General features: G+C 70.1%; 23 protein-coding genes. 9 read left to right on the top strand and 14 right to left on the bottom strand.

Translation table 11 applies throughout. The features are described from left to right. Positions 1-2: 2 nt before the first annotated feature. The 3 genes from AB0C27_RS49905 to AB0C27_RS49895 form a co-directional block, all read right to left on the bottom strand. Positions 3-749, bottom strand: a complete 747-nt coding sequence (locus tag AB0C27_RS49905) for an ABC transporter ATP-binding protein (RefSeq protein ID WP_357861206.1) — start codon at positions 747-749, stop codon at positions 3-5. A gap of 5 nt (positions 750-754) precedes the next feature. Further along, entirely contained in the window at positions 755-1,687 is a 933-nt protein-coding gene (locus AB0C27_RS49900; protein ID WP_357861203.1) for an ABC transporter ATP-binding protein, read from the bottom strand. Between the two features lie 141 nt (positions 1,688-1,828). Next, the gene (locus AB0C27_RS49895) at positions 1,829-2,449 is read right to left on the bottom strand and encodes a TetR family transcriptional regulator (RefSeq protein WP_357861200.1); all 621 of its coding nucleotides are present in this window, start codon (positions 2,447-2,449) and stop codon (positions 1,829-1,831) included. Positions 2,450-2,530: 81 nt separating this feature from the next. Here AB0C27_RS49895 and AB0C27_RS49890 point away from each other — a divergent pair, with 81 nt between their 5' ends. The 3 genes from AB0C27_RS49890 to msrA all read left to right on the top strand — a co-directional run bounded on the left by AB0C27_RS49890 (position 2,531) and on the right by msrA (position 6,318). After that, entirely contained in the window at positions 2,531-3,970 is a 1,440-nt protein-coding gene (locus tag AB0C27_RS49890; protein WP_357861197.1) for an FAD-dependent monooxygenase, read from the top strand. Between the two features lie 118 nt (positions 3,971-4,088). Then, the gene (locus AB0C27_RS49885; protein ID WP_357861195.1) at positions 4,089-5,636 is read left to right on the top strand and encodes a HAMP domain-containing sensor histidine kinase; all 1,548 of its coding nucleotides are present in this window, start codon (positions 4,089-4,091) and stop codon (positions 5,634-5,636) included. Between the two features lie 175 nt (positions 5,637-5,811). Continuing rightward, positions 5,812-6,318: a peptide-methionine (S)-S-oxide reductase MsrA gene (msrA, locus tag AB0C27_RS49880; protein WP_357861192.1), complete on the top strand. Its 507-nt coding sequence runs from the start codon at positions 5,812-5,814 to the stop codon at positions 6,316-6,318. A gap of 136 nt (positions 6,319-6,454) precedes the next feature. Here the strand turns inward: msrA and AB0C27_RS49875 are convergent, their stop codons facing one another. After that, on the bottom strand, positions 6,455-7,084 hold the full coding sequence (locus tag AB0C27_RS49875; RefSeq protein WP_357861189.1) for a TetR family transcriptional regulator: 630 nt from the start codon (positions 7,082-7,084) through the stop codon (positions 6,455-6,457). Between the two features lie 167 nt (positions 7,085-7,251). Between AB0C27_RS49875 and AB0C27_RS49870 the strand changes: the two genes are divergently transcribed. Continuing rightward, entirely contained in the window at positions 7,252-8,169 is a 918-nt protein-coding gene (locus AB0C27_RS49870) for an NADP-dependent oxidoreductase (protein WP_357861187.1), read from the top strand. A gap of 101 nt (positions 8,170-8,270) precedes the next feature. Here the strand turns inward: AB0C27_RS49870 and AB0C27_RS49865 are convergent, their stop codons facing one another. From AB0C27_RS49865 to AB0C27_RS49835, 7 genes are all read right to left on the bottom strand, one after another. Further along, entirely contained in the window at positions 8,271-8,669 is a 399-nt protein-coding gene (locus AB0C27_RS49865) for a DUF4440 domain-containing protein (protein WP_357861184.1), read from the bottom strand. 103 nt (positions 8,670-8,772) lie between these two features. Then, positions 8,773-9,570: an ABC transporter permease gene (locus AB0C27_RS49860; protein ID WP_357861181.1), complete on the bottom strand. Its 798-nt coding sequence runs from the start codon at positions 9,568-9,570 to the stop codon at positions 8,773-8,775. Next, a complete protein-coding gene (locus tag AB0C27_RS49855; protein ID WP_357861179.1) occupies positions 9,567-10,007 on the bottom strand; it encodes an ATP-binding cassette domain-containing protein in 441 nt (146 codons plus the stop codon). The genes AB0C27_RS49860 and AB0C27_RS49855 overlap by 4 nt, the downstream gene beginning before the upstream one ends. A 23-nt stretch (positions 10,008-10,030) precedes the next feature. Beyond that, complete coding sequence (locus AB0C27_RS49850) at positions 10,031-10,354, bottom strand: DUF1048 domain-containing protein (RefSeq protein ID WP_357861177.1); 324 nt, start codon at positions 10,352-10,354, stop codon at positions 10,031-10,033. A 1-nt stretch (position 10,355) separates the two neighbouring features. Then, the gene (locus tag AB0C27_RS49845) at positions 10,356-10,712 is read right to left on the bottom strand and encodes a DUF1048 domain-containing protein (protein WP_357861174.1); all 357 of its coding nucleotides are present in this window, start codon (positions 10,710-10,712) and stop codon (positions 10,356-10,358) included. Next, positions 10,709-10,888 carry a hypothetical protein gene (locus tag AB0C27_RS49840; protein ID WP_357861171.1) on the bottom strand — a complete coding sequence of 60 codons (180 nt, stop codon included), beginning with the start codon at positions 10,886-10,888 and terminating at the stop codon, positions 10,709-10,711. Before AB0C27_RS49840 ends, AB0C27_RS49845 begins: the two co-directional genes overlap by 4 nt. Positions 10,889-10,961: 73 nt before the next feature. After that, the gene (locus tag AB0C27_RS49835; protein WP_357861168.1) at positions 10,962-11,882 is read right to left on the bottom strand and encodes an RIO1 family regulatory kinase/ATPase; all 921 of its coding nucleotides are present in this window, start codon (positions 11,880-11,882) and stop codon (positions 10,962-10,964) included. A gap of 281 nt (positions 11,883-12,163) precedes the next feature. Between AB0C27_RS49835 and AB0C27_RS49830 the strand changes: the two genes are divergently transcribed. After that, a complete protein-coding gene (locus tag AB0C27_RS49830) occupies positions 12,164-12,472 on the top strand; it encodes a hypothetical protein (protein WP_357861165.1) in 309 nt (102 codons plus the stop codon). Positions 12,473-12,510: 38 nt separating this feature from the next. Here AB0C27_RS49830 and AB0C27_RS49825 read toward each other — a convergent pair whose 3' ends face one another. Both AB0C27_RS49825 and AB0C27_RS49820 read right to left on the bottom strand, forming a co-directional pair. After that, positions 12,511-13,974, bottom strand: a complete 1,464-nt coding sequence (locus AB0C27_RS49825) for an MFS transporter (protein WP_357861162.1) — start codon at positions 13,972-13,974, stop codon at positions 12,511-12,513. A gap of 58 nt (positions 13,975-14,032) precedes the next feature. Continuing rightward, a complete protein-coding gene (locus AB0C27_RS49820; protein ID WP_357861159.1) occupies positions 14,033-14,662 on the bottom strand; it encodes a TetR/AcrR family transcriptional regulator in 630 nt (209 codons plus the stop codon). A gap of 121 nt (positions 14,663-14,783) precedes the next feature. Between AB0C27_RS49820 and AB0C27_RS49815 the strand changes: the two genes are divergently transcribed. Next, positions 14,784-15,044 (top strand): hypothetical protein, encoded by a 261-nt coding sequence (locus AB0C27_RS49815; RefSeq protein ID WP_357861156.1) that lies wholly within the window; start codon positions 14,784-14,786, stop codon positions 15,042-15,044. A gap of 115 nt (positions 15,045-15,159) precedes the next feature. Here AB0C27_RS49815 and AB0C27_RS49810 read toward each other — a convergent pair whose 3' ends face one another. Then, positions 15,160-21,399: an RHS repeat-associated core domain-containing protein gene (locus AB0C27_RS49810; RefSeq protein WP_357861153.1), complete on the bottom strand. Its 6,240-nt coding sequence runs from the start codon at positions 21,397-21,399 to the stop codon at positions 15,160-15,162. Positions 21,400-21,922: 523 nt separating this feature from the next. Here AB0C27_RS49810 and AB0C27_RS49805 point away from each other — a divergent pair. The 3 genes from AB0C27_RS49805 to AB0C27_RS49795 all read left to right on the top strand — a co-directional run. Then, entirely contained in the window at positions 21,923-22,894 is a 972-nt protein-coding gene (locus AB0C27_RS49805; protein WP_357861150.1) for a cation diffusion facilitator family transporter, read from the top strand. A 59-nt stretch (positions 22,895-22,953) separates the two neighbouring features. After that, entirely contained in the window at positions 22,954-23,310 is a 357-nt protein-coding gene (locus AB0C27_RS49800; RefSeq protein WP_357861147.1) for a metalloregulator ArsR/SmtB family transcription factor, read from the top strand. A 63-nt stretch (positions 23,311-23,373) separates the two neighbouring features. Then, positions 23,374-23,753: FAD-dependent monooxygenase (locus tag AB0C27_RS49795; protein ID WP_357861142.1), on the top strand; the 380-nt coding region annotated here is incomplete at its 3' end.

The following is a 23,753-nucleotide window of genomic DNA, read 5'->3' as shown; positions in this document are numbered from 1 at the left end:
ACTCACGAGTCGCCCCGGCCGGTGAAGTCCAGCCGCCCGTCAGAGCGTTCATCGGGCCGCGCCCCCAGATCGTCGTCGAGCCGCCCGTCGTTGATGCGGATCACTCGATCCGCCAGCGCGAGCATCGTCGGGTCATGTGTGGAGACCAGCGCCGTCACCCCCTCCGACTCCACCACCCCGCGCAGCAGCGCCATCACCGACAGGCCGGTCTCGGCGTCGAGCTGCCCGGTCGGCTCGTCCGCGATCAGCAGCCGGGGCGAGGCGGCCAGCGCCCGCGCGATGGCCACGCGCTGCTGCTGCCCGCCGGACAGCTCACCGGGCCGCTGCTCGGCGTGGGCGGCCAGTCCGACCAGCTCCAGCAGCAGCGCGACCCGCCGCTCCCGCTCCACCGGCGGTACGCGGGCCAGCCGCAGCGGGGCGCCCACGTTCTCCGCGGCCGACAGCACCGGGATCAGGCCGAAGGTCTGGAAGACGTACGAGACCTTCTCCCGCCGTAACAGGGACAGGCCGTCCTCGTCGAGGGACGTGACGTCCGTACCGTCGACGAGGACCGTGCCGGAGTCCGGGCGGTCCAGGCCGCCGATGACGTTGAGCAGCGTCGTCTTGCCCGAGCCTGACCGCCCGACGAGGGCGGTCATGGTGCCGGCCGCGAGCTCGAACGTCACGTCCCGCAACGCGTGCACGGCGGTCGCACCGCTGCCGAACCGGCGATGCACGCCCCGCACCCTGACCAGGGGTTCGCCGCTCATACCGGTCATCCTGGCCCACCGCCGTCGGGACGGATCGAAACATGATCGGACTCCAGCACCAGCCGGACCCGTCGCGTCAGCGCCAGCGCCTCCCGGTAGTCGCGCGGCACCTGGACCCGCCCCGCCCGGTCCATCACCGCGTACTCCTCAGCGATCACCTGCTGCGCGCCGTCGTCCCCGGTGGCGGTACGCCGCAGCACCTCGCTGCTGGTGCGCCCGTCGCGAATCGCCACCGTCCGCTCCACCTGACCGCTGACCGCGGGATCGTGGGTCACGACGACGACGGTGACGCCCAACTGCCGGTTGATCTCCCGCAACACCCCGAAGACCGCGGCCGACGTGGCGCTGTCCAGCTCCCCGGTCGGCTCGTCGGCCAACAGCACCCTGGGCTCGTTGGCGAGGGCCACCGCGATGGCCACCCGCATCTGCTGCCCGCCGGACAGCTGCGCGGGCCGCCGCTCGGCGCACTCGGCGACGCCGAGCAGGCCGAGCAGCTCGGCGGCGCGCTCGCGACGTAACCGGCCGGGAGTGCCGGCCGCCGTCATCGGCAGGTCGACCATCTGGCGCGCGGTCAGGTACGGGATGAGGTTGGCGGCGGTCTGCTGGCGGATCAGCCCCACGGTGTGCCGCCGGTACCGGACCCGATCGGCCCGCGACATGTCCAGGAGGTTCCACCGATCGACCCGCACCCGACCGGCGGTGGGCGCGTCGACCCCGGCCAGGATGGACAGCAACGTCGACTTCCCCGACCCGGACGCGCCGACGACGCCCACCATCTCCCCGCCGTCCACGACCAGGTCCAGCCCCTGCAGCGCCTGCACCTCGACCGACCCGGACTGGTAGATCCGCACCAGGCTCTCGCACACGATCAGCGCGTCTCGCCCGGACTCCGGCGCCTGCACGGGAGGCCGCGGCAGGGACAAGGGCGTGATGGACATCCCCTCCTCAACCCGGGCACGGGCCCCGCTTCACCGCCAGACTCTATCGTTCTGACAAATCAGGCCCCAAGACCTCGCATACCGCGAATCTCGGCGTGCGCTCACGTGAGGGTGTCGGCAGCCCTTCACGGGCGCGAGCCGTCAGCCGTCGGCGGGCAGCAGTGCGCGTGTGGCCTGCTCGGCGAGCCAGTCCGTCGCGTCCTTCCAGCTCCAGCCGAAGTCGCGGACGGTCCGCCAGGCCTCGAAGCCGAAGTAGAACCACAACGTCTGCTCGACCTGCTTGGCGGTGAGGCCCTCCCGCAGGCCGCCGACGGCGATCAGGCGGGTGGCCGCGACCTTGAGTCTGTCCCGCACCGCGCGGAGCGCCACCTCGGCCGCGGCGGCCACGTCCGGGTCGGCGTTCCTGTTGTCGAGCAGGATCGCCAGCGCGTCCTGGCGGCGCCTGCGCACCTGCCCGGTGCCCTCGGCCAGGATGCGCAGGATCTCGCGCGGATCGGAGCACGCGCCGATCCTGCGCTCGGTCTCCACGGCCACGGCGTCCGCGGCGCCGTCCTCTGACATCGCCATGATCAGCGCGGACTTGTTGCCGACGCTGGTGTAGACGGTGTTGACGGCGACTCCGGCGGCGGCCGCGATGGCGGCGACGCTCGTCCTGGCGTAGCCCTGCTCGGCGAACAGCGCCGTCGCCGCCGCGACGATGGATCGCCGCGTGTCCTCGGCATGCCTGGCCCGCACCGGTGACTTGTAGCCGCGCACACCCATGCCCGGATCTTACCTTCCTCAATTCATTGTAGAGTCCCTACTGTGAATAGTGAATCTACACAATCAATTGACGATTCGGTCGTGGTGGTCGGCGCGGGTCCTGTCGGTCTGTGGGTCGCGGCGGAGCTGGCGCTGGCGGGGGTCTCGGTCGTAGTTCTGGAACGCGCGGCCGAACGCAGCCCGCATTCGAAGGCCCTGGGCGTCCATCCGCGCACGATCGAGGTGCTGGCCATGCGCGGCCTGGCCCGGCGCTTCCTCGACGAAGGGGTCCCGGTGCCGAAATGGCACTTCGGCATGCTGGAGAGCCGCCTCGACTTCAGCGCGCTCGACACGCCGTACCCGTTCATGCTCGCCATCCCCCAGGTCCGCACCGAGGAACTGCTGGAGGAGCACGCGCTCGGGAAGGGAGCGCGGATCCTGCGCGGCCACGCCGTCACCGGGCTCGACCAGGACGACGAGCGCGTGACCCTGCGCGTGACCGGGCCGCGCGGCGAGTACACCCGCACCGCGCGTTACGTCGTGGGCGCGGACGGCGCGGGCAGCACGGTCCGCAAGGCGGCGGGCATCGCGTTCCCCGGCACGGACACGACGTCCTATGGGTACGTCGGCGAGGTGCGTCTCACGGATCCGGCCGTGGTCAGCGCCCACAACGAGCACGGCGCCCTGATCAGCGTTCCGGTACGCGGCGGCAGGCACCGCATCGCCGGCGTGGACGCCCACCACAACGGCGCGGCCGACCCGTTCACGCTGGAGGCGCTGCGGGAGACCACGATCCGGGTGGCGGGCAGCGACTTCGGGATGCACGACCCCGGCTGGCTGTCCCGGTTCGGCAACGCCACGAGGGTCGCGCGGACGTACCGCGAGGGCCGGGTCCTGCTCGCGGGGGACGCGGCGCACATGCACCTGCCCGCGGGCGGCGTCGGCCTCAACGTCGGCGTGCAGGACGCGATGAACCTCGGCTGGCGGCTGGCCGCCGTGGCCCGCGGCGACGCGGACCCCGCGCTGCTGGACGGCTACCACGACGAGCGCCACCCGATCGGCGAGCAACTCGCGGAGCACACGCTCGCCCAGTCGGCGCTGATCACCGCGACCACGCCGGACGGCGCCGCCCTGCGCTCACTGCTGAACGGGCTGATCGCGACGGTGCCCGAATTCTCGCTGGCACTGGCCCGCAAGCTGTCCGCGCTGGACGTGGCGTACCCGGCGGCCGGGCATCCCCTGGTCGGCACGAGGGTTCCGGGCCTCTTCGAGCTGCTGGAGTCCGGCCGTCCCGTCCTGCTCGGCACGCCGGGCGCGGAAGCCGGAGCTCTCGCGGCGGCGATGGGGATCTCCGTGGTCGCCGGCGAACAGCCGTGGACGACCGCCGCGGTCCTCCTCGTACGTCCCGACGGCCATGTGTGGTGGGCCGCCGCCGCCGCCGACGACGCCGACGACGCTGACGACGCTGAGGTCGTGACTGCGCTGAAAGGGCTCGGCGTGACCTTCGCCGGGGCCGACCGAACGAGAACGGCCGCCTGTTGAGCCCGACGATCGATTTGGACGGCAGAAAACAGGACCATATAGTCCAGTAGCGAAATCGAGACGACGCCCACGGCACACCGTTCACGGGGCCACTTCCAGCGAAGGAGCGGACATCGTCATGAGCTACGACACGGACACCGACTACAACGGCGATGCCAGAAGTCTCGGCACAGCCGCTGGAACGGAGACGTGCCGGCCGGTGCCCGACCCGGCCGGCACGAGGTCGCGGGACGCCGGCCAGGCGCCGGTTCGACGGCCGCCGGCCGGTGCGGGTTCCCCGGCGAGCGCGGACGGCCGCCGCCTGGCAGGCTCGCGGCTGCACTCCGTACGGGCCTCGTGCACCCTCATCGTGGGGCTGTTCGCGACCACCATCCTCGTGGTGCTCGGCGCGACCCTGGACCTGGCGATCCGTTCCCACGTCGAGTCCAGCTCCTTCCGCCTGGCCGAGCAGGTGGCGAGCAGGTGGAGCCCGGTCGCCCGCCAGGGCGAGCTGCCGCGGCCGATTCCGGCCGGCCCGCCCGTCGGCCTCGTCCAGGTCGTGGACGTCCACAACCGGGTGCTGAACTCCAGCTCCGACGCCTCCACGGCCGTGCCGCTGAGCCGGCACCGGCCGCCGCCGGACGCCCGGTTCCAGCCGTACCGCGAGTGCCCGCAGACCGGTCGGTGCGTGCTGTTGCAGGCCATCCGGCTGACCCCGGCGCCGGACGCGAGTGTCGTCTACGCCGGACTCCCCGAGCCGGACCTGCTGGCCACCCATCAGCTCGAATACGCCATCGCGGCCGGGATCGTCGCGGTCACCGCGACCGCCGCCTGGGCCGCATGGGTGCTGGTGGGGCGGGCGCTGCGTCCCGTCGAGGCGATCAGGGCCCGCATCTCGCAGATCACGGTGAGCGACCTCAGCCTGCGCGTGCCCGAACCGCATGGCGACGACGAGATCAGCCGGCTCGCCACCACCGCCAACCACACCCTCAACCGGCTTGAGGGCGCGGTGGAGCAGTTGCGCCAGTTCGCCTCCACGACGAGCCACGAGCTGCGCACCCCGATCGCCGGCATGCGCACGCAACTGGAGGAGGCGCTGCTCTACCCGGACGACGTCGACGCCAGGGACGCGCTCAGGAGTGCGTTGACCACGGTCGGCCGGCTGGAGGCGATCGTCAACGACCTGCTGGTGCTCGCCCGGCTCCGGGCCGCCGATCCGCTGCCGTCCGCGAAGGTCGATCTCGGCGAGCTCGTCGCCGCCGAGGTGCGCGCGCAGATCTCGCCCGTGCCGATCGACGTGGACGCGCCCGCCGGGCTGGAGATCGTCGGCTCCCGCATCCAGCTCATCCGTGTGCTGGACAACCTCCTCGCCAACGCGTTGCGGCACGCCGAGTCCGGCGTGGAGGTCAGCGTCGAGCCGGCCCGCGACGGGGTCGCGGTCACGGTGGCCGACGACGGGCCCGGCATCCCGCCCGCCCAGCGCGAGCGCGTCTTCGACCGGTTCGTCCGCCTGGACGACGGCCGCCGCCGCGACCCCGGCGGGAGCGGTCTCGGCCTGGCCATCTCGCGCGACATCGCACAGGCCCACCGTGGCACCCTCACGGTCGAGGACTCACCGCGTGGGGCAAGATTCGTCATGTGGCTGCCGCGCGCCGGCGCAGGCCTCGCGACGGCACCTCAGACGTAAGCGCAGGAGGCGCGCACGGCTGCTGTGCGCAGGAATAGATCGGGGGTGTGCAGTGTCTTTACGTGCACGTTCAGGTGTGTTCCACCTGGTTCACCGACCATGCGGCGAAAGGCCGGGATACGGCGATTACCGCACCCTGTTCACCAGTGACACCGACGACAACTAGGGAGACGACGTGACCACCGAAAAGGCGATCCTCGCCGGCGGCTGCTTCTGGGGCATGGAGGAGTTGTTCCGCCACCAGCCCGGCGTCGTGTCGACGCGCGTCGGCTACAGCGGCGGTGACGTCCCGAACGCCACCTACCGCAACCACGGCACCCACGCGGAGTCCATCGAGGTCGTCTACGACACCGAGCAGACCGACTTCCGCGCGCTGCTCGAGTTCTTCTTCCAGGTGCACGACCCCTCGACGAAGAACCGCCAGGGCAACGACATCGGCACCAGCTACCGTTCGGCGATCTTCTACACGAACGACGAGCAGAAGCGGGTCGCCGAGGACACGATCGCCGACGTCGACGCCTCGGGCCTGTGGCCCGGCAAGGTCGTCACCGAGGTCACCCCGGCGGGCGACTTCTGGGAGGCCGAGCCCGAGCACCAGGACTACCTGCAGAAGTATCCGAACGGGTACACCTGCCACTTCCCTCGTCCCGGCTGGAAGCTCCCGAAGCGGGCGTCGGCCTGACCTCTCGCGGCGCGCGGACTCCGGTCCGCGCGCCGACGCGTCCGGAGGAACGCCGGCGTATCCGACAGAACACCGACGTACCCGGAAGAGCGCACGCGGAAGACGCCCCCAGCGGAACGTCCGCTCACGCGGGCCGTCACGCCGTGAGGTAGGACTTCACGTGGTCGAGCGCCATGTCGAGAGCGATCTCCATGGGCTTGATGTCATGCGCGGTCTCCGCGAGCAGATATCCGCCCTGCAACGCGGCCATCAGCCCCGTAGCCAGCTGCTCCGGGTCGGCGTCCGGCTTGAGCACCCCGTTGTCCCGCATGCGCCGCAGACCGGCGGCGAGCAACCCCTGCCACTGCGCGAAGGACTCGGCGAGCGTGGCGCGGGCCTGGTCGTCCTGGTCGGCGAGTTCACTGGCCAGGGAGCCGAGCGCACAGCCGTAGGCGCCGTTCTGCAACGCGTTCCGCTGCACCAGCGCGTCACGCCAGCGGACCAGGCCCCGGAACGATTTCAACCGCTCCAGGTTGCCGCGCTCACGCTCAAGCACCTGCTCGGCCCGCGACGCGACGACGGCGCGGACCAGCGCCTCCTTGTCAGGGAAGTGGTTGTAGAGCTGCGATTTGCTGGTGTTGCTTGCGGCCCGGACGTCGTCCAGCGTGGTCGCGTTGACGCCCTTGACGTACATCAGCTCGACGGCGGCCGCCACGATGCGCGCGCGGGTGCTGGCCCCTCGGGCCGTCAGCTTCCGCTCCGGCTGTACGTTCTCCGGCCTGCTCACACTCCCAGGCTACCTCGTTCGATCACGGCCACCGTACGGACCGGTCAGTCCACCCGAGCACCCATTACCCGACCCCAGGCTCTTGACCTGATACGATGATGGACGAAATAGTCCAAATGTTCTCGCCGCCGGCACGGCGGTGAGGACCGGATGCGGGGAGGCGCCGGATGAAGGCGATCGTGGTGACTGACGAGGCCGCGGGAACGGCCGGGATGACACTGGCCGAGCGGCCCCAGCCCCAGGCGGCGATCAACGACGTGCTGGTGGAGGTGCACGCGTCGGGCTTCACGCCAGGTGAGCTGACCTGGCCCTCGACGTGGACCGACCGCCTCGGCCGGGACCGGACACCGTCGATCCCCGGCCACGAGCTGGCCGGAGTGGTCAGCGCGCTCGGCTACGGCACAACGGGGCTGTCGGTGGGCCAGCGGGTGTTCGGCCTCACGGACTGGACCCGTGACGGCACCCTGGCGGAATACGCGGCGGTCGAGGCACGCGATCTCGCCCCGCTGCCGGGCGACATCGACTTCACGGTGGGCGCGAGCCTGCCGATCTCGGGCCTGACCGCGTGGCAGGGCCTGTTCGAGCACGGCCGCGTCCAGGCGGGGCAGAGCGTCCTCGTCCACGGCGCGGCCGGCGGGGTCGGCTCCATGGTGACGCAGCTCGCCCGCGAGGCCGGCGCGTACGTCATCGGCACCGGACGCGCCGCCGACCGGAAGCCGGCGCTCGACTTCGGTGCCCAGGAGTTCGTCGACCTCGGCAGCGACACCTTGGAGGACGTGGGCGGGGTCGACCTGGTCTTCGACGTCATCGGCGGCGACATCGCACGGCGGTCCGCGGGCCTCGTCCGCGCCGGCGGAACGCTGGTCAGCATCGCCGGGCCGCCGCCGGCGCGGCCCGCCGACGGCCTGGCGATCGACTTCGTCGTCGTGTCCGACCGTGCCCAGCTCGGCGAGATCGCCCAGCGCGTGCGGGACGGGCGACTGCGGACGGTGGTCGGAACCGTCGCGCCGCTGGACGACGCCGTCGCCGCCCTCAACCCGGCCGAGCGGGCCAAGGGAAAGACCATCATCCGCGTACGCCCGTAGGGCCGAGCGGCCCCTCAAGGGCGATCCTGCGACCGCTCTGACGAACTGGACCATTTACCCCACATGCCCGCCAGCTGAAGTGGTGGCGGGCATGTGTCCCGTCAGGCGGGCCGGCGGACCGCCGTCCCGAGCGCGTTGTCGATCAGGTAGCGCCAGTGCCCGTCGGCGCCGCGGTGCACGACGTCGCTCGCCGAGCCCCCGAGGTGCACGGGCTCGCCGTCGGGACCCGTTCCGTCGATCGACCAGTCCAGCACGATCTGCGCGATGTCGCCGGACACGAAGACGTGGCGCGCCTCGGCCCGCAGCGGCAGGCCGAGACCGATGTCGCGTTCGAGTTCTGCGGCGATCTGACTGTGACCGGTGACGCTGCGCCCGTCTCTCGCGATGAGCACGGCGTCCGGCTCGTACAGGGCCATCATCGCGCCGGCCGCGCCGGAGTTGAATCGCTCGAGGAGCGACGCGACGACGCCCTCTGGTTCGGTTGCGAGTGACCAAGTCATCGTGGCCTCCCGTTCCTGGTGATGCGGTTTGCGATGCGACGGGTTCCCTCGACCTGCCAGGCGTGACAAGGTTTCGGGTGAACCGCCAGCACCATAGCTTGGACTATATAGTCCACACTATCCCATCCAGCCGCAGGAACCGTTCAGGAGATCCTGCGGCGGTACGTGCGCATGGCGCGTACGCGACGACGAGGATGCCGGCGCACCAGCCCACCGCGATCCAGAGCTCGCCACCGACCGGTTGCTCGGCGAACAGGGCGCGGATGGCGTTGACGATGGCGGTCACCGGCTGGTGCTCGGCGAAGAAGCGCAGCGGGCCGGGCATGGTGGCGGTGGGCACGAAGGCCGAGCTGAGGAACGGCAGGAAGATGAGCGGGTACGAGAACGCGCTCGCCCCTTCCATGGTCCTGGCCGACAGGCCGGGGATGACGGCGATCCAGGTCAGCGCCAGCGTGAAAAGGATCAGGAGACCGGCGACCGACAGCCACGCGAGCACGCCCGCCCCCGAGCGGAAGCCCATGAGCAGGGCCACGAGCGTCACCACCACGAGCGAGATCAGGTTGGCGACCAGCGAGGTCAGCACGTGGGCCCACAGCACGGCCGATCGGGCGGTCGGCATGGACTGGAAGCGCTCGAAGATGCCGCCCCTCATGTCCATGAACAGCCGGTACGCGGTGTAGGCGATGCCCGAGGCGACCGTGATGAGCAGGATGCCGGGCAGCAGGTAGTTCACGTACAAGGCCGATCCGACGTCGATCGCGCCGCCGAACACGTACACGAACAGCAGCATCATGGCGATCGGCATGATCGCGGTCGTGATGATGGTGTCCGGACTGCGCGCGATGTGGCGCAGGGACCGTCCTGCGAGCGTGGCGGTGTCGCCGAAGAAATGTTTGCTCATCGTGGGTCGGCGAGTTGTTCGGCCTCGTCCAGGTACTGGGTCGTGAGCAGCACCGTCGTGCCCCGGCCGGCGAGTTCCCTGACGGCCTGCCACACCTCGATGCGCGCCTGGGGGTCGAGCCCGGGCGACCAGCACCAGGTTCTCCCGCCCGCTGAGGATCTCGTCAACGGCGGCGAACTGCCCGTCAGGCTGATCGACTCCCGTACGTGCCGCGGTTGCGTGGCGACGTCGAACCCGTGCGCCCTGGCGGCGCCCGCGTCGGCTTTGAGCAGGGTGGACAGGATTTTCACCACGGTGGTCTTGCCCGCTCCGTTCGAGCCGAGCAGGGCGAAGATGCCGCCCCGCGCCACCTCGAAGTCCACGCCGCGTAAGACCCGCAGTTCCTTGAACGATTTCTCCAGGCCGTGCACCTGAATCGCCGGCTCGTCGGCTGTCATAGGGAAATCCGCTCTCCGCCGCGTCACGACCGGTCGCCCGTGGCGCGGTCGATGGACTGCTGATAAAGGTCCGCGTACGTGAGCGTGTCCTTGATCAGGCCGTCGCAGAAGGCCGCGACATCGGTGCCGATGAGCTCCAGGACTCCCTTGCCGCTCGCGGCGCCCTCCTCGAAGAAATCGACGATCCCGGAAAGGAGATTCCCCTCGACCAGGTCGACCGGCCCGACCTTGAAGAAATACCGCTGCATCTCCTTGTAGACGATCCGGTAATCCGGCGGCAACGCCTTCACCCGCGCCACATGCGCCCGCCACTGCTTCTTGCCCTCGATGATGTCCTGGATGCCCACGTCAGCCTCCCAACCGGGCCAGTTTCCTGGCGACATTCCTGTTCAACTGCTCACGCCACCGGTCGCGATGACTCCGGCTCCTTTCCTCACCGGCCAGCGCCGCGCAGAAGCCCCCGATGTCGTCGCCCAGCACCTCGTCAATGCTCAGCCCGTCGGACGCCGTCTCTTCGAGCAGCCCGAGCGCGTTGTCGAACAGCGGCATCAGGTTGCGGCCGGTGAAATCCCCGTAGGCCGAGAGATGCGCCTTGATCTGCTCCCACGCCGCCCTGTGGCCGGCCGGCAAAGCCTCGGCCCTGGCTTCGAACGCCGTCCATTCCCTGGTGATATCGCTGCCGGTGATGGTTTCCCAGAAGTTCATTTCCCGCCTTCCCTGAGCTTGTCGATGCGCGATGAGACGTACTCCCAGACGACATCGGCGAAGTCGAGCTCGTTCAGCCGGCGCGTGATGGCGTACCCGTAGGTCTCCTCACCACCGATGATCTGCAGCACGCAGCCCTCCAGCGTGCCTTTCAACATCTCCGTCAGATCGTCCATCGCAGGGCTCCGCTACTCTGTGGCGCTATGTACCACTATAAAGTACCACCAAGTAGCGGAGCAATGCCGCGGATCAGAGGACCATCGTGAGCAGATCGGCGAACAGCTCGTGTTCGTCGATCTCAAGCCCGCGCTTGGTGAACCAGGTGGCCATGTTGTGGCAGTCGCGCATCAGGAAGTCCATGCCCTGCGGGTTGCCCACGACGTCGACGACCTGGGGCAGATCGATCAGCACGATCCGTTCGCCCTGCGCGAGCACGTTGTACGGCGAAAGGTCGCCGTGCGCGAGCCCCGCGCGCGCCAGTTCCCGCATGCCGTCGCGGAGCTGCTCGAAGTAGACGCCCAGCAGCTCCTTCGACGGCCGGACCTGGGCCAGCCGGGGCGCGGCGCCGCCCTCGCCGTCGTCGATGAACTCCATCAGCAGCTCGATGCCGTCCACCTGCACGGGATACGGCACCGGGACGCCGGCCTGCCACAACCGGTTGAGCGCCTCCCATTCGGCGTACGCCCATTGACCGGCCGCGACACTGCGGCCGTGCGAGGTCTTCTTCGCCACCGCCCGGTTGTCGCGACTGTTGCGGGTACGGCGGCCTTCGACGTACGACGTGCTGCGGTGGAAGGAGCGATGTTCCTCGGTGCGGTAGCGTTTCGCGGCCAGCAGCGACGACTTCGCCGGGCTGTCACCGATGGCTTCGACGGCCCGTTCCAGCAGGAAGACGTCGGCTTCCTTGCCGGTCTTGAGTATGCCGAGCTCGGTGTCGATCGCGGCCTGTTCCGTCACCACCCACGAGGGGCGGGGTTCCGGGCCGCGGCAACTGCGCTCGACGTCCAGCCAGGTGGACCACCGCTGATCGGGGCCCAATTCCTCGTCGACGGAATGGAAGGCGAAGACGAAGGACGCGGCCGGATCCGGCCGGGAATCGTCACCGGCGTACGCGGACGGGCTGAGGTCGGGGCCGGAGTAGGTGTCAGAGAATTCGTACTCGGAAGACAACTGGAGTGCTCCTGAACAGAGAGGTGAGACTGATGCGGACATGCCGCAGCACGGTGTTGGCCATCCGTCAGCCCTCCTTAGTCCAGGCAGCGCTTCCCGCCGCTCGATCGGGCCAGCATGCCCCACCCGTTCCGGCCCCGCAACGCATTTACCGGCGCGCCGGGAAACTCTCGGAGCCCGCTCAGGCCACCCGCCTGCACAATCGGCACACGCTCCGCCCCCTCCTCCAGTTACGTAAGGACATCGCGCCTTATCCACGCGCGTCCGCACTCTCCGACGGCATGGGCGTCCCACCCGGGTTCACCGACTACCTGCTGACCGTGGACGACTACAACCCGGCCGCGAACAGCGCGTTCCTGAACCTCATCGTGGAGCGCGTCGACCTGGAAATCCGCTACGAATCCCTGTACGGCGAAGAGAACTACACCGTGAGCACCCGCAAAAACTCGTGGTGGCAGTCCGAGATCCCACCCGCCCACGAGAACGCGTCTTCCGAATCGGCGCCTGCGATCGATCCCCCACGGAACGACATCTCAGTTTCCGACGGCACCAAGCTCGCACAGCACCGTCCCCCACCCGCCGGCGCATAGACGAAACGCCCTGGCACACGACATCGACGGACGCGGCGTCACGCGGCCACCGGTTCGGGTTCGAGGTCGTGGGTGCGGATCAGGAGCAGCGAGATCGCCACGCCGGCCAGGCCCGCGGCCGCCGCCACCAGGCAGGTCGTGGACAGCGCGCCGGTGAAGGCGGTCCTCGCCGTCTCCAGGGCCGGCCCGCTGACCCGGTCGAACCGGCCGCCGGCCACCGCCGCGGCCTGGCCGGGGAGTTCGGCGCCGATCCGCGCGGTGAAGATCGCGCCGAAGGCGGCGACCCCCGTGGCGGTGCCGAGCGGGAAGAAGGTGTTGGACAGGCCCGAGGCCATCCCGGCCCGCTCACGCGGCACGACGTCCAGCGTCACGCCCAGCAGCGGCGGGAAGACCAGCGCCCCGCCGACGCCGAGCAGCACCAGACCGGGGAACGCCACCGACCAGTCGCTGTCCGGGCCCACCTTGGCCATCAGCAGGAAGGCCACCATGATCAGGGCGAAGCCCGCGGCCATCAGGCGGGAGGCGGAGATCTGCTGCCCCAGCCGTCCGGCCAACGGGGCCACGACGAGGATGGGCAGCGTCAGGGCCAGCAGTCGCAGCCCGGTCTCCAGCGGCGAGTGGCCGAGCATGCCCTGCAACCACAGGATCAGGTACGGCAGGATGCCGAAGCTGCAGATCCTGGCCAGGAACGTCAGCAGCACCGCACCGGTGAACGAGGGCACGCGGAACAACCGCACGTCCAGCACGGCGTACGGGCGACGGGTCTGCACCACGACGAACAGCGCGAGCAGCACCAGGCCGGCCACCAGCGTGAGCACTGTCGGGAGCGAGCCCCAGCCCTGCCCGGGACCGGCGATCAGGGCGTAGTTGAGCGCGAACAGCATGGCGACGGCCAGCACGGCGCCGAGCGCGTCGATCCGTCCTACGGGCGTCTCCCTGGCCGGCTCGCGCAGCCGCAGCAGCGCTCCGGCCAGCACGAGCAGCCCGACGGGCACGTTGATCCAGAAGATCCAGCGCCAGCCGAGCGTGTCCACCAGCAGGCCGCCGAGCAGCGGCCCGAGCCCGGCCGCGGCGCCGCCGGCGGCGGAGAAGGCGCCGATCGCGCTCTGCCGGGCGCGGCCGGCCGGGTAGGCGCCGGCGATGAGCGCCATCGCGGTGCCCATGACCATCGCGCCGCCCACGCCCTGCGCGATGCGGAAGGCCACCAGGGCGCCCGCGTTCCAGGCCGCACCGCACGCGGCGGAGGCGACGGTGAACAGAACGACCCCGGCGGTGAAGACGGTGCGGCGGCCGGTCCGGTCGGAGACCGATCCCGAGGTGAGCAGCAGGGCGGCGAACGCGAGCGTGTAGCCGTTGATGGCCCACTGCAGGCCGTCCAGGCGGGCCGACAGTTCGCCCGCGATCTCGGGCAGGGCCACGTTGACGATCGTGATGTCCAGGGTGAGCAGGACCGCGGCCAGGCAGACGACGGCCAGGGTCCACCCGGCCTTCGGAGGAGTCATGCGTACAAAGTACACAGAAATTAGGCAAACCTAAATAGTTACGGCGACGCAGAAGTGATCAGCGGGTCGCGAGCGCGTGCACCAGGGCCTGGAGCCCGCTCACGAAGGCGGCCTGGTGATCGAAGGCGTGGACGGCCCGGCGGGCCCGCTCCGGGTCGGCGACCGAGGTGGCCAGCAGCTCCTCGCGCGCGGCGCGCCGCTCGGGAGCGACTCCCGGCAGGTAACACAGGTGGCCGAGGACGTACCACCACAGTTTCGCGTACGCCTCGGTCGCCTCGCGGTCGTCCAGACCGAGCTCGGCGAACCGGTCGAGGGTCCACACGAACAGGGCGGCGGCGCGCGGCGCGAAGAGCTCGCCCTGCCGCAGGATCTCCACGACCCACACATGCCGGGCGAGGTAGGCGTCCACGGCGGCGAACGCGGCCACGATCCGCTCCTGCGGCGTGCCCCCGTCCGCGGGGAGCGGCGGCAGCCCTTTCGCCACGTCGTCCAGCAGCGCGAGGACGAGCTCCTGCTTGTCCTTGACGTGCCGGTAGATCGCCATGGGGGCCGCGCCCAGCTCGGCGGCCACCCGCCGGATGGTCAGCCCGTCGACGCCCTCCGACTCGGCGACCCGGCGTCCGGCCGCCACGACGATCTCACGGGTGAGGAACTGACGACGTCCGCCGGAGCTCGTACGAGTGACCACTCCCTCAACTGTAGTGGCGGTCGCCGGCCTCGGTACATGGCCGGCACATGGCCTGATATTCCGCCCGTGTACCGCCGGATGCTTCGCTACGCATCGGGATCCTCAACATTAATCGGAGGCCATGATGGTGATCCATCGGCCCGGCCGGCGCCGCACCGGCGTGGTCGGTCTCGCGATCGCGACGGCGGCGATCGGCACGGTCATGTTCTCCGGCCCGGCACACGCGGCCTCCTACTGGGTCGGGCCCTTCTCGACGAAGGCCGACTGCGAACGGGAGCGGCCCAAGTACAGGTCGTCGTGGACCACGCCGGGGCCGTGCACGTACGTCATCAACCCGCCGGGCACCGGGACCTGGCGGTTCAAGGTGACCACGGTGGGATGACGCACGCCGCACGTCTGTGCAACCGTGCGTAATCTGCAGCCTGTCGGTGTCTCCTCGGAGAGCGCCACCGGCGCGGGACCGTGAAGGTCCCGCGCCGGTCGCTCCGAGATGGGGGTCAGCCGAGGCCGCCCAGGAAGGTGTCGAAGAAGTCGGCGATGTCATCGCCCAGCTTCCCGCCACGCATCCCCAGGTGACCCATGGCCCCTCGCCTGGTGTTGACCTCCATCTCGATCTTGTCGGGCCGGAAGATCTGCCGCTCGGCCTGGCCGCTGCCGCCGCCGTTCGGCAGGTTCGACGGTGGCCTGCCCTGCGGGTACATCCGGCCGTTGCCGTACACGGTGTACGACTGGGTCGGCTGCACGCTGCCGTCGTTGCGGTAGACCTGGCTCGGCCGTGGCCGTGCCGGCTGCCTGCTCGCCTTGGGCGGTGACTGCCGCTGGGTGGAGCGATGGCTCGTGGGCCGCCTGGCGGGACGCGAGCGCGCCTCCCGGATGCCGGCGGGGAGCCGGCCGGCCCGGCGGTTGCGCTCCCGGGCGGCCTTGGCCGCGCGGCGCTTGGCCGCCGCCTCGCGTTCGGCCTTCCGCGCCTCCCGGCGGGCCTTGGCCGCCGCCCGGCGCCGCTGCACGGCCTCGCGGGCCCGCTTCTTCGCCTCCGCCGCGCGCTTCTTGGCCGCCTCCAGCCGCTTGCGCCTGGCCTCGGCGGCCGCGCGCTTCCTGGCCAGCTCCTTGGCCTTCCTCTTGGCCTCCTCTCTGGCCTTCCTCTTGGCCTCCTCCAGCGCCTTCTTCCTGGCCAGCTCCCTGGCCTTCCTGAGCGCGAGCTCGCGCGCCTTCTTCTTGGCCTGCTTCTTCAGCCACCACTTGACGCCGACGCGGACGCCGATGCCGACCACGACCCACACCCACTGCCCGTCGGGGTCACTCATGCTGACGGGGCTGTTGTTGGCGTAGGCGTAGGCGTTGAGCTGCTGCGGATCGGTGTCGTCGATGATCGGGTCCACCGACAGGAACCGGCCGAGCTTCGGGTCGTACTCGCGGGCGCCCAGGTTGACGAGCCCGGTCGAGGCGTCCTTCGTGCCGCCGACGAACCCGCGCTGCCCCGGCCACCAGGGTGGCGCGGCGCCGCGATCCTCGCCGAACGGGGTCTGCCTGCGGACGGCCAGGTCGCCGGTGCCGGCGTTCACCGCGGCCTGCGCGGTGCCCTGGTGGTCGTTGGCCATGAAGTAGACCTGGTTGTCCGGGGTACGGACCGCGATGGGGTCGTCGCCGATGGTGTAGTAGCGGGTCTGCTCGACGGTGTTCTTGGCGAGGTCGAGACGCAACTCCATGTCGTCGATGTAGAGCGTGGCGTCCGTGGGCGTCTTGCGGATCAGCCGGTCGCCCTCGGCGTCGTAGATGAACGAGGTGACCTTGCCGGCCTCGGTCACCGACTCCAGGTTGCCTTCGGCGTCCCACACCAGACTCTGGTCGGAGGCGCCGATCTTGCGCCTGGTGGTGTTGCCCGCCGCGTCGTACTCGAACAGGTCCTGCCCGACGGTCTTCAGCGCGTGCGGCTGCTTGCCGCCCGCCGCGGGATAGGTGTAGTCGCGCACCTGACCGGCGGCGCCGCCCCAGGCGTGCTTGGTCTCCTTCGTCCGGTTGCCGGTGACGTCGTAGGCGTAGCTGACCGCGTACGGGGCCACGCCGCCGATCGTGCCGGACTGGGGTGAGCCGGTCGCGCAGTCGTCCGTGGCCGTCCACGCCGCGGTCATCCGGCGCAGGTGGTCATAGGTGAAGCACTGCGTGTCCTGGTTCGCCCGGTCGTTGATCCTGGTGATGTTGCCGACGGCGTCGTAGCTGTAGTTGACGTCCAGGTCGGTCTTGGTCGTGTTCTCGCGGTCCAGCCGCATGCTGGTCAGCCTGCGGGTGGACTCGTCGTGGGTGAAGGTGAGCCAGGTCTTCTTGCCGCTGTCGCCCAGCTCGTACTGGAGGGTCTCACCCATCTTGGAGTAGCGGGCCGTGTTCACGTAGGTGGACAGGCCCGTGACCTTGACCGGCTGGCTCAGCCCGTCGTAGCTGTAGACGACCTGCTCCTCGGCCAGCCCGCCGGCGGCCGGGAAGCTGACCGACTGCACCTGGCCGTCGAGCGTGTAGCGGGTGTTGAGCTGGTAGGAGCCCGCCAGCTTGCCCTCACGCTCGGGGATGGTGACGGTCTCGCGCAGCGGGCGGTAGTCGGCGTCGATGGCGTTGATCTCCGCCTTGTACGCCTGCCCGTCCACGTACCGGATGCTGGCGTTCTGGTGGCCCTTGGCCAGCGCGTCGTACTTCCACTCGGCCAGCAGCGGGCCGGTCGCCGAGCCTTCGCGCATCTCGGTCTTACGACCCAGGGCGTCGTAGACGTACCAGAGCGTCTTGCCGCGCGAGTCGGTCGTCGAGACCAGCTCGTCGGCGTCGTTGTACGTCATCGTCGTGACGCCCTTGTCCGGGTCCTCGGTCTTGATCTCCCGGCCGCGGAAGTCGTAGTGGTGTTTCCAGACGTTGCCCGCCGGGTCGGTGACCGTGGACAGGCGTCCCGCGTGGTCGTAGGTGTACTTGGTGGACTCGTACTCACCGGTCGGAGTCGCGCCCTTGTACTGGCGCAGCTCGATCAGCCGGTCCTCGGCGTCGCCGATGCGGGTGGTGGCCGTGCCACCGGGCGGCGGCGTCACGTGCACCCGGTCGCCCTCGTCCTTGGAGCTGACGCGGTACTTCTCCACGCCCTTGGCCTTGAGCAGCTGGGTCTGGGCCTCGCCCACGCCGTCGAACAGCGTCACGACCTGGTTCGGCACATCCGCGTCCGCCACCGCGAGCAGGGCGGTGGACGGCGCGCCCGTGGCGAAGTAGCCGGTGTTCTGCTTGTAGTCCTCCCCCTGGGAGTTGTAGAAGGTGTCGGTGATCGTACGACCGTCACGCAGCGCCGGGTCCTGAGTCTGATCGTCCGTCGGCGCCGGCTCCTGGGTCTGACGCTGGCGCATCAGACCGTCGTACAGCTCGTAACTCTCGGTGTAACCGCCGTCGGCGCGCAGCGTCCTCGTGGTGACGACGCTGGGGCCGTCGGCCCGCATCGTGTAGGAGAACTCGGTGTTGGGCGACTGCCCGCCGGCCTTGCTCCGGTCTGCCTGCCAGACCTTGGTCAGCCGGCCGAGCGCGTCGTGCTCCATGTCGACGCGGCGGTTGTTGGTGTCGATCTCGGCGACAGGCTCGCCCCAGGCCGGTTCGAGGAATGTGCGATCGACGTGGCCGAGGTCGTTGGTCTCCTTGATCTCGGTCGCCAGGGCGCCCGTGGCCGGGGTGTAGCTGGTCACCGACTTGGTGCCGACCGTGTCGGTCTCGCTGGTCTCGCGGCCGTAGACGTCGTACGTGTGCGCGGTGTCGGTGATCGTGGTGCCGTCGGCGTTGACGACCTGCTGCACCGAGGTCACGTCACCCTTGCTCGGCGCCTGGCCGAAGGGCTTGCCGTCGTACTGGACCTGCTCGTCCGAGATCAGCGCCTCGTCGGCGAGCTTGGCCATGGACGTGGTGCAGGGAGCGGCCACCTTCTGGACCCGGCTGGTGTAGTCGAGCATCCAGCTCGTGTCGTTGCGGGCGTAGGTGTAGCGGGTGCACTTGTCGTCGCCCGTGGTGGCCAGGTCACCCTTCTCCTCGACCGTCATGAGCAGGCCCTTGGCGTCGTACGTACGCGCCTCGCCGGTACGCCGCCACTTGCCGCCGGGCAGCGCGGTGCGGCTGACCATGGATTCGGGCTCGACCACGTACGCGGCCTTGGTGACGCCGCCCTGGGTGGACTCGGCGGTCTTGAGCGACCACGGCGTCTCGACGACGGCCTTCACCAGGGCGCCGCCGTCGCCGTCGTACAGCATCTCCTCGCGCTCGAAGCCCGAGTACTGGTCGAGGTCGTCCAGCTTGACGCCCTCGGAGTCCTCGACCTGCACACTGCGCTTGGAACCGTCGGCCTGCTTGTCACCGTGCATGCCGCGGAAGTAGCGGAACTCCGTCAGCGTGCGCTTGGTGTCCTGACCGTCGCCCTGACGCACCCGCACCCTGTCGAACCCGCGGAAGTCCGACCACGTACGGTGCGCGGGCTTGACCAGGATGTTCTCGGCGTAGCGCCAGGCGGCACCGCCCAGATACTCGTAGTCGGTGACCACGTGCGGGGAGGCGGCCACCCGGTCGACCTCGACCGTCTGCGCCACCACGTACTTGTGGAACCAGTCGGTGACCTCCCCCTCGTTCGGCGGGGCCCAGCGCTGCGGGAAGCAGAGCTTGGTGTTCTTGTCGGCGGCGGGCAGCGCGCCGGCCGCGCACTCGGCGGCCTTGTAGTTGACCCGCAGCTCGCCGCCCGTGCCGTTGTCGACGGACTGGACGCGCCACTTGACCAGCGGCGCGCGGCCCTCGGTGGCGTCCACCCGGTTGGGCAGCTGCACACCCTTGAACGTGGTCTTCGGCAGCGTGAGCGTGCCGCCCACGTGACCGGTCTGCTGGATGGAGGCCAGCCACAGCGCCGGGCTCAGCCCGTCACCCGTGGCGGGGAACTGGTGCGCCAGCGCCCAGGAGTCCACCGGGTAGTACTGGCCTGCGGCGTTGAGCACCTGGGTGGTGACCTTGGTCAGCCGCTTGCGGGTGAAGAACGTCGGCGCCAGCCGGTCGGTGCACTTCACGCCCGAGTCGCAGATCTGGTCGAACGGGACGTCCGGCCAGTGGCTCGCGGTCTCCTTCTTCAGCTCGGCGGCCGCGCAGGTGACGGTGCCGCTGGGCAGGCAGCGCTCGGCCGTCTCGAAGTGCACCCTGGCCGCCGGGTTCTTGGTGAACAGCTCGGTGCCCAGGTAGCCGTAGTCGATGCGGGTCAGGTACGCGGAGCGGTCGTACACGGTGCCCTGCTCGGGCTTGCTGTTGCGGCCGTAGTAGTTCTTCTCCTGGGCGTACCAGTACGTGGTGGCGTTGCCGTGCGTGTCGACCTCGTAGTCGAGGTTCCACCGGTAGCCCTGCTGGCACCAGGCGTTGGCCGGGGTGCTGCTGTAGCACGGCTCACCGCTGTTGTTGCCGAACACCGGCACCGTCTGCACCGACTTCGTCTCGGCCTTGCCGCTGGCCCAGCCGGGCAGGCGGTTCTGGCCGAAGGTGTACTGGGTGCCGTCGGCGGTGGTGACCCGCCAGTACTCACCGTTGTTGTCGCCGTTGGTGGCGCCGGTGAGGGCTTCGATGCGGGTGCCGTCGTCGCGCTTGGGCCGCCACTGCTTGGACGTGCCGTCCTTGATCAGCTCGATCGACGAGCCGTTGAGTGACAGGACGGCGTTGTCCTGGTCCCAGCACAGGTCGCCGGTCTTCTTGCCGTCGATCATGCAGGACTTGTAGCGGCGCTCGATGTAGCCGCCCGGGTCGAGCTCGAAACCCTCGCCCACCCAGGACGCCTGGTTGTTGGTGGAGGCGGTACGGCCGTCCACGCTCTGCGAGGAGTAGCCGATCGACAGGTTCGGCTCCTCGCCGCCCAGCGACGGGGGCGTGCGCAGGTCGTAGCTCCACGAGAAGTCGCCGGTCTGCGTGCCGACGCTCCACTCGGCCGAGGGCCCGAGCGAGGTGGCGGAGTGGTCGCCGGACTGGCCGGAGGGGGCGGCGGCCAGCGCGTACACGGCGCCGGTCTCGACCTCGGCGCTCAGCGTGCCGGCCTTCGGGTCGTTGCTGCTCTTGACCGGCTCCGGCTGCGGGCACTCGGCCGTGGCGGTGGCCGACTTGAGCGCGCACTCCTCCAGCTTGACCACGCCGAGCCGGGCGCCGTAGTCGCCGCCGTAGGCGTAGCGGAAACCGGAGTAGTCGATCTTCAGCTCGGTCTTCTTGTCCCCCGCCTTCGCGGTCGCCGCGACGCCCTGGCCCGGGGACACCCGCATCGCCAGGCCGAGGCGGTCGGTGTCGAGCAGCTCCACGCTCACCGGGTCGCTGCCGCTCTTGTCCGCGGCCACCTGCACGGGGAACCCGGCCGGCGCCTTGCTCCTGCTCAGCTCCGCCTTCTGCGGCTTGGGCCAGGTGACGGCCGGCGCCGCCTTCCACACCCGCTCGGCGACGAGATCCGGCTGCGGCGGTTGCACCGGCACGCTCGTGCCCTTGACCGGGGTCTCCTTCTGCACCGCCGGGGCCGATCGGGACTCGGCCGCTGCGGGCATGGCGTTGACCAGGGGCAGCACGAGGGCCACCGACAGAGCGACCGCCAGGCGGCGCGGCCACGGGGATTCAGGTCTGGGTACGTCCCGGAAGACGTTCCACGACGTGTCCGGAAGATCTGGTGTGTCGGGTTCTGGTAAACGATTCCAGCGGGCTTCCGGCAGATCGAACTCATCCTGCGGGTCCATGAACCTCTCCCAGTGAGGGTGGGGAACTTACTGGGTGTGCCAACTAGCTGCTCGGCGTCGTCGGGGCGCTGTCGTAGGTACGGATGGTTGTTCGCGATCCCGGCCGGTGGCACGATGGGAAGGCGCTCCGCGTACGCGCCTCGCTCATGCCGAGCAGGGATTGCGCCCCGGGCGGGAAAGCCGCCTTGACCTCCCGCGATCTTGTGTTGACGATCGGATTCTCACTCCGAGGTGTCCGCAGGTCAGCGTTCTGATCATTCTGCTCAAAGTTTTCTTCATGACCGCACTGCCGGCGCGAGGATTCTGTCAGAAGTGAGAGTCATTCCGACCTGCATGTTCATGGCATGTGCTGGTGCGCATAGGTGGCACCTGATTCGTTGTCGCGTGCGCACATGACTACATATACTCCGCCCATAGTCCGATTCGGACGGGAAGGGCGGATATGTCGGATCAGCACGGGCACGAACATGGGCACGGGCATGGACACGGGCACGGGCATGGGCATGACCGTGGCATCAGGCGGGTGTGGGGCGGGATCAAGCAGGTGCTCACCCCGCACAGCCACGACAGCGCGGACAAGACGGACGCGGCCCTGGAGTCCAGCGCCCGCGGCATGCGGGTGCTGGCCCTCTCCTTCGCGGCCCTCATGGTCACCGCCACGGCACAGGCGGTCATCGTCGCCTACTCGGGCTCGGTGGCGCTGCTCGGCGACACCCTGCACAACTTCGCCGACGCACTGACCGCCGTCCCGCTGGCCATCGCGTTCTGGATCGGCCGCCGGGTCGCCACCCGCCGCTTCACCTACGGCTACGGCCGGGCCGAGGACCTGGCAGGCATCGTCATCGTGCTGCTCATCGCCGCCTCGGCCGGGCTCGCGGGCTACGAAGCGGTCAAACGGCTCATCGACCCGCAGAACGTCGAAGCACTCGCCTGGGTGGCCGGCGCCGGTTTCGTCGGCTTCCTGGGCAACGAGCTCGTCGCCCGCTACCGGATCAAGGTCGGCCGCGAGATCGGCTCCGCCGCTCTCGTCGCCGACGGCCTGCACGCCCGTACCGACGGCTTCACCTCCCTGGCCGTGCTCCTCGGCGCGGGCGGAGCCGCGCTCGGCTTCCCCGTCGCCGACCCGATCGTGGGCCTGCTGATCACCGTCGCCATCCTGTTCGTGCTGCGCGACGCCGCCCGCGAGATCTACCACCGCCTCATGGACGCGGTGGACCCCAAGCTGGTCGAGCGGGCCGAACGCATTCTCGCCGGCGTGCCCGGTGTCCGGCACGTCGGCACGGTACGGCTGCGCTGGATCGGCCACGCCCTGCGCGCCGAGGTCGACATCCAGGTCGGCCACGAGCTGTCGCTGGTCGAGGCGCACGCCGTGGCCGTGGCGGCCGAGCACCGGCTGATCCACGACCTGCCCAGGCTGAAGGCCGCCACCGTGCACGCCGACCCCGACGGCCCGGACGGGATCGACCACCACGCGCCCCTGCTCACCCACCGGTAACCCGCCCAGGGGCACGCTCTGTTTGCCCGGTGCGGCTCGGCGGGAGAGCATATGTAGTCATGTACGCACCCGACGACGGCTCCCATCCCGGCGCCGCGCCCGAGCAGCCCACCGACGAGCAGATCAGCGCGGCGGTGGAGGCGTCCCGCCTGCTCAGCGACGGCACGCGGCTGCGGCTGATGTGGTTGTTGTCCCACGGTGAGTACGACGTCGGCAGCCTCGCCGCGACCCTGGGCGTGGCCCGCCCCTCGGTCTCCCAGCACCTGGCGAAGCTCCGTTCCGGCGGACTGGTTCAGACGCGCAGGGAAGGACGCCGCGTGGTGTATCGGGCCCGCGACGCCCACGTCCGCTCCCTCGTCAAGGAGATCCTCTTCCACGCCGACCACGAGGTGTCGGGCCTTCCGCGCCACGACTGAGCGATCCCGCGTGGAGCGTGGTGATGCCTGTGAGGACGAGGTCGATGCCCAATTAGGCGCGACATGTACGACGTGGTGATCGCAGGTGCGGGCCCGGTGGGCCTGTTCCTCGCCGGCGAGTTGGCACTGGCACGCTGCTCGGTCCTGGTGCTGGAACGCGAGCAGGAGAAGATCTCGCCGTGGAAGGCGCTCCCGCTGGGGATGCGGGGCCTGAACGCCGGCTCGATGGAGACGTTCTACCGCCGCGGGCTGCTGGAAGAGCTGCTCAAAGCCTCAGGCGCGAACCCGGAGCGGGTCGGCGCGGACCCCGGCGCACAGGAGCCGCCGGCCCCTCGCGAGGTGAGCCACTTCGCGGGCATGCGGCTCGACCCGGCCGCCATCGACACCACCACCCTCCCGTACCGGCTGCCCGGCCCGGCCATGGAGGGCATCATGACCAGCCT

Origin of the sequence: Nonomuraea sp. NPDC048882 (assembly GCF_040649755.1) — a bacterium.
In the GTDB taxonomy this organism is placed as follows: Bacteria; Actinomycetota; Actinomycetes; order Streptosporangiales; family Streptosporangiaceae; genus Nonomuraea; species Nonomuraea maheshkhaliensis.
Note: the sequence above shows the minus strand (reverse complement) of the source record. Positions and strands in the feature narration are given on the sequence as shown.

Bases quoted from the DNA above. Each gene is read 5' to 3' on its own strand.
- AB0C27_RS49845 (WP_357861174.1), bottom strand. From the start codon at position 10,712: ATGAACTTCTGGGAAACCATCACCGGCAGCGATATCACCAGGGAATGG.
- AB0C27_RS49905 (WP_357861206.1), bottom strand. From the start codon at position 749: ATGAGCGGCGAACCCCTGGTCAGGGTGCGGGGCGTGCATCGCCGGTTC.
- AB0C27_RS49885 (WP_357861195.1), top strand. From the start codon at position 4,089: ATGAGCTACGACACGGACACCGACTACAACGGCGATGCCAGAAGTCTC.
- AB0C27_RS49800 (WP_357861147.1), top strand. From the start codon at position 22,954: ATGTACGCACCCGACGACGGCTCCCATCCCGGCGCCGCGCCCGAGCAG.
- AB0C27_RS49830 (WP_357861165.1), top strand. From the start codon at position 12,164: ATGGGCGTCCCACCCGGGTTCACCGACTACCTGCTGACCGTGGACGAC.
- AB0C27_RS49900 (WP_357861203.1), bottom strand. From the start codon at position 1,687: ATGTCCATCACGCCCTTGTCCCTGCCGCGGCCTCCCGTGCAGGCGCCG.
- AB0C27_RS49815 (WP_357861156.1), top strand. From the start codon at position 14,784: ATGATGGTGATCCATCGGCCCGGCCGGCGCCGCACCGGCGTGGTCGGT.
- AB0C27_RS49870 (WP_357861187.1), top strand. From the start codon at position 7,252: ATGAAGGCGATCGTGGTGACTGACGAGGCCGCGGGAACGGCCGGGATG.
- AB0C27_RS49810 (WP_357861153.1), bottom strand. From the start codon at position 21,399: ATGGACCCGCAGGATGAGTTCGATCTGCCGGAAGCCCGCTGGAATCGT.
- AB0C27_RS49825 (WP_357861162.1), bottom strand. From the start codon at position 13,974: ATGACTCCTCCGAAGGCCGGGTGGACCCTGGCCGTCGTCTGCCTGGCC.
- AB0C27_RS49895 (WP_357861200.1), bottom strand. From the start codon at position 2,449: ATGGGTGTGCGCGGCTACAAGTCACCGGTGCGGGCCAGGCATGCCGAG.
- AB0C27_RS49855 (WP_357861179.1), bottom strand. From the start codon at position 10,007: ATGACAGCCGACGAGCCGGCGATTCAGGTGCACGGCCTGGAGAAATCG.
- AB0C27_RS49840 (WP_357861171.1), bottom strand. From the start codon at position 10,888: ATGGACGATCTGACGGAGATGTTGAAAGGCACGCTGGAGGGCTGCGTG.
- AB0C27_RS49865 (WP_357861184.1), bottom strand. From the start codon at position 8,669: ATGACTTGGTCACTCGCAACCGAACCAGAGGGCGTCGTCGCGTCGCTC.
- AB0C27_RS49860 (WP_357861181.1), bottom strand. From the start codon at position 9,570: ATGAGCAAACATTTCTTCGGCGACACCGCCACGCTCGCAGGACGGTCC.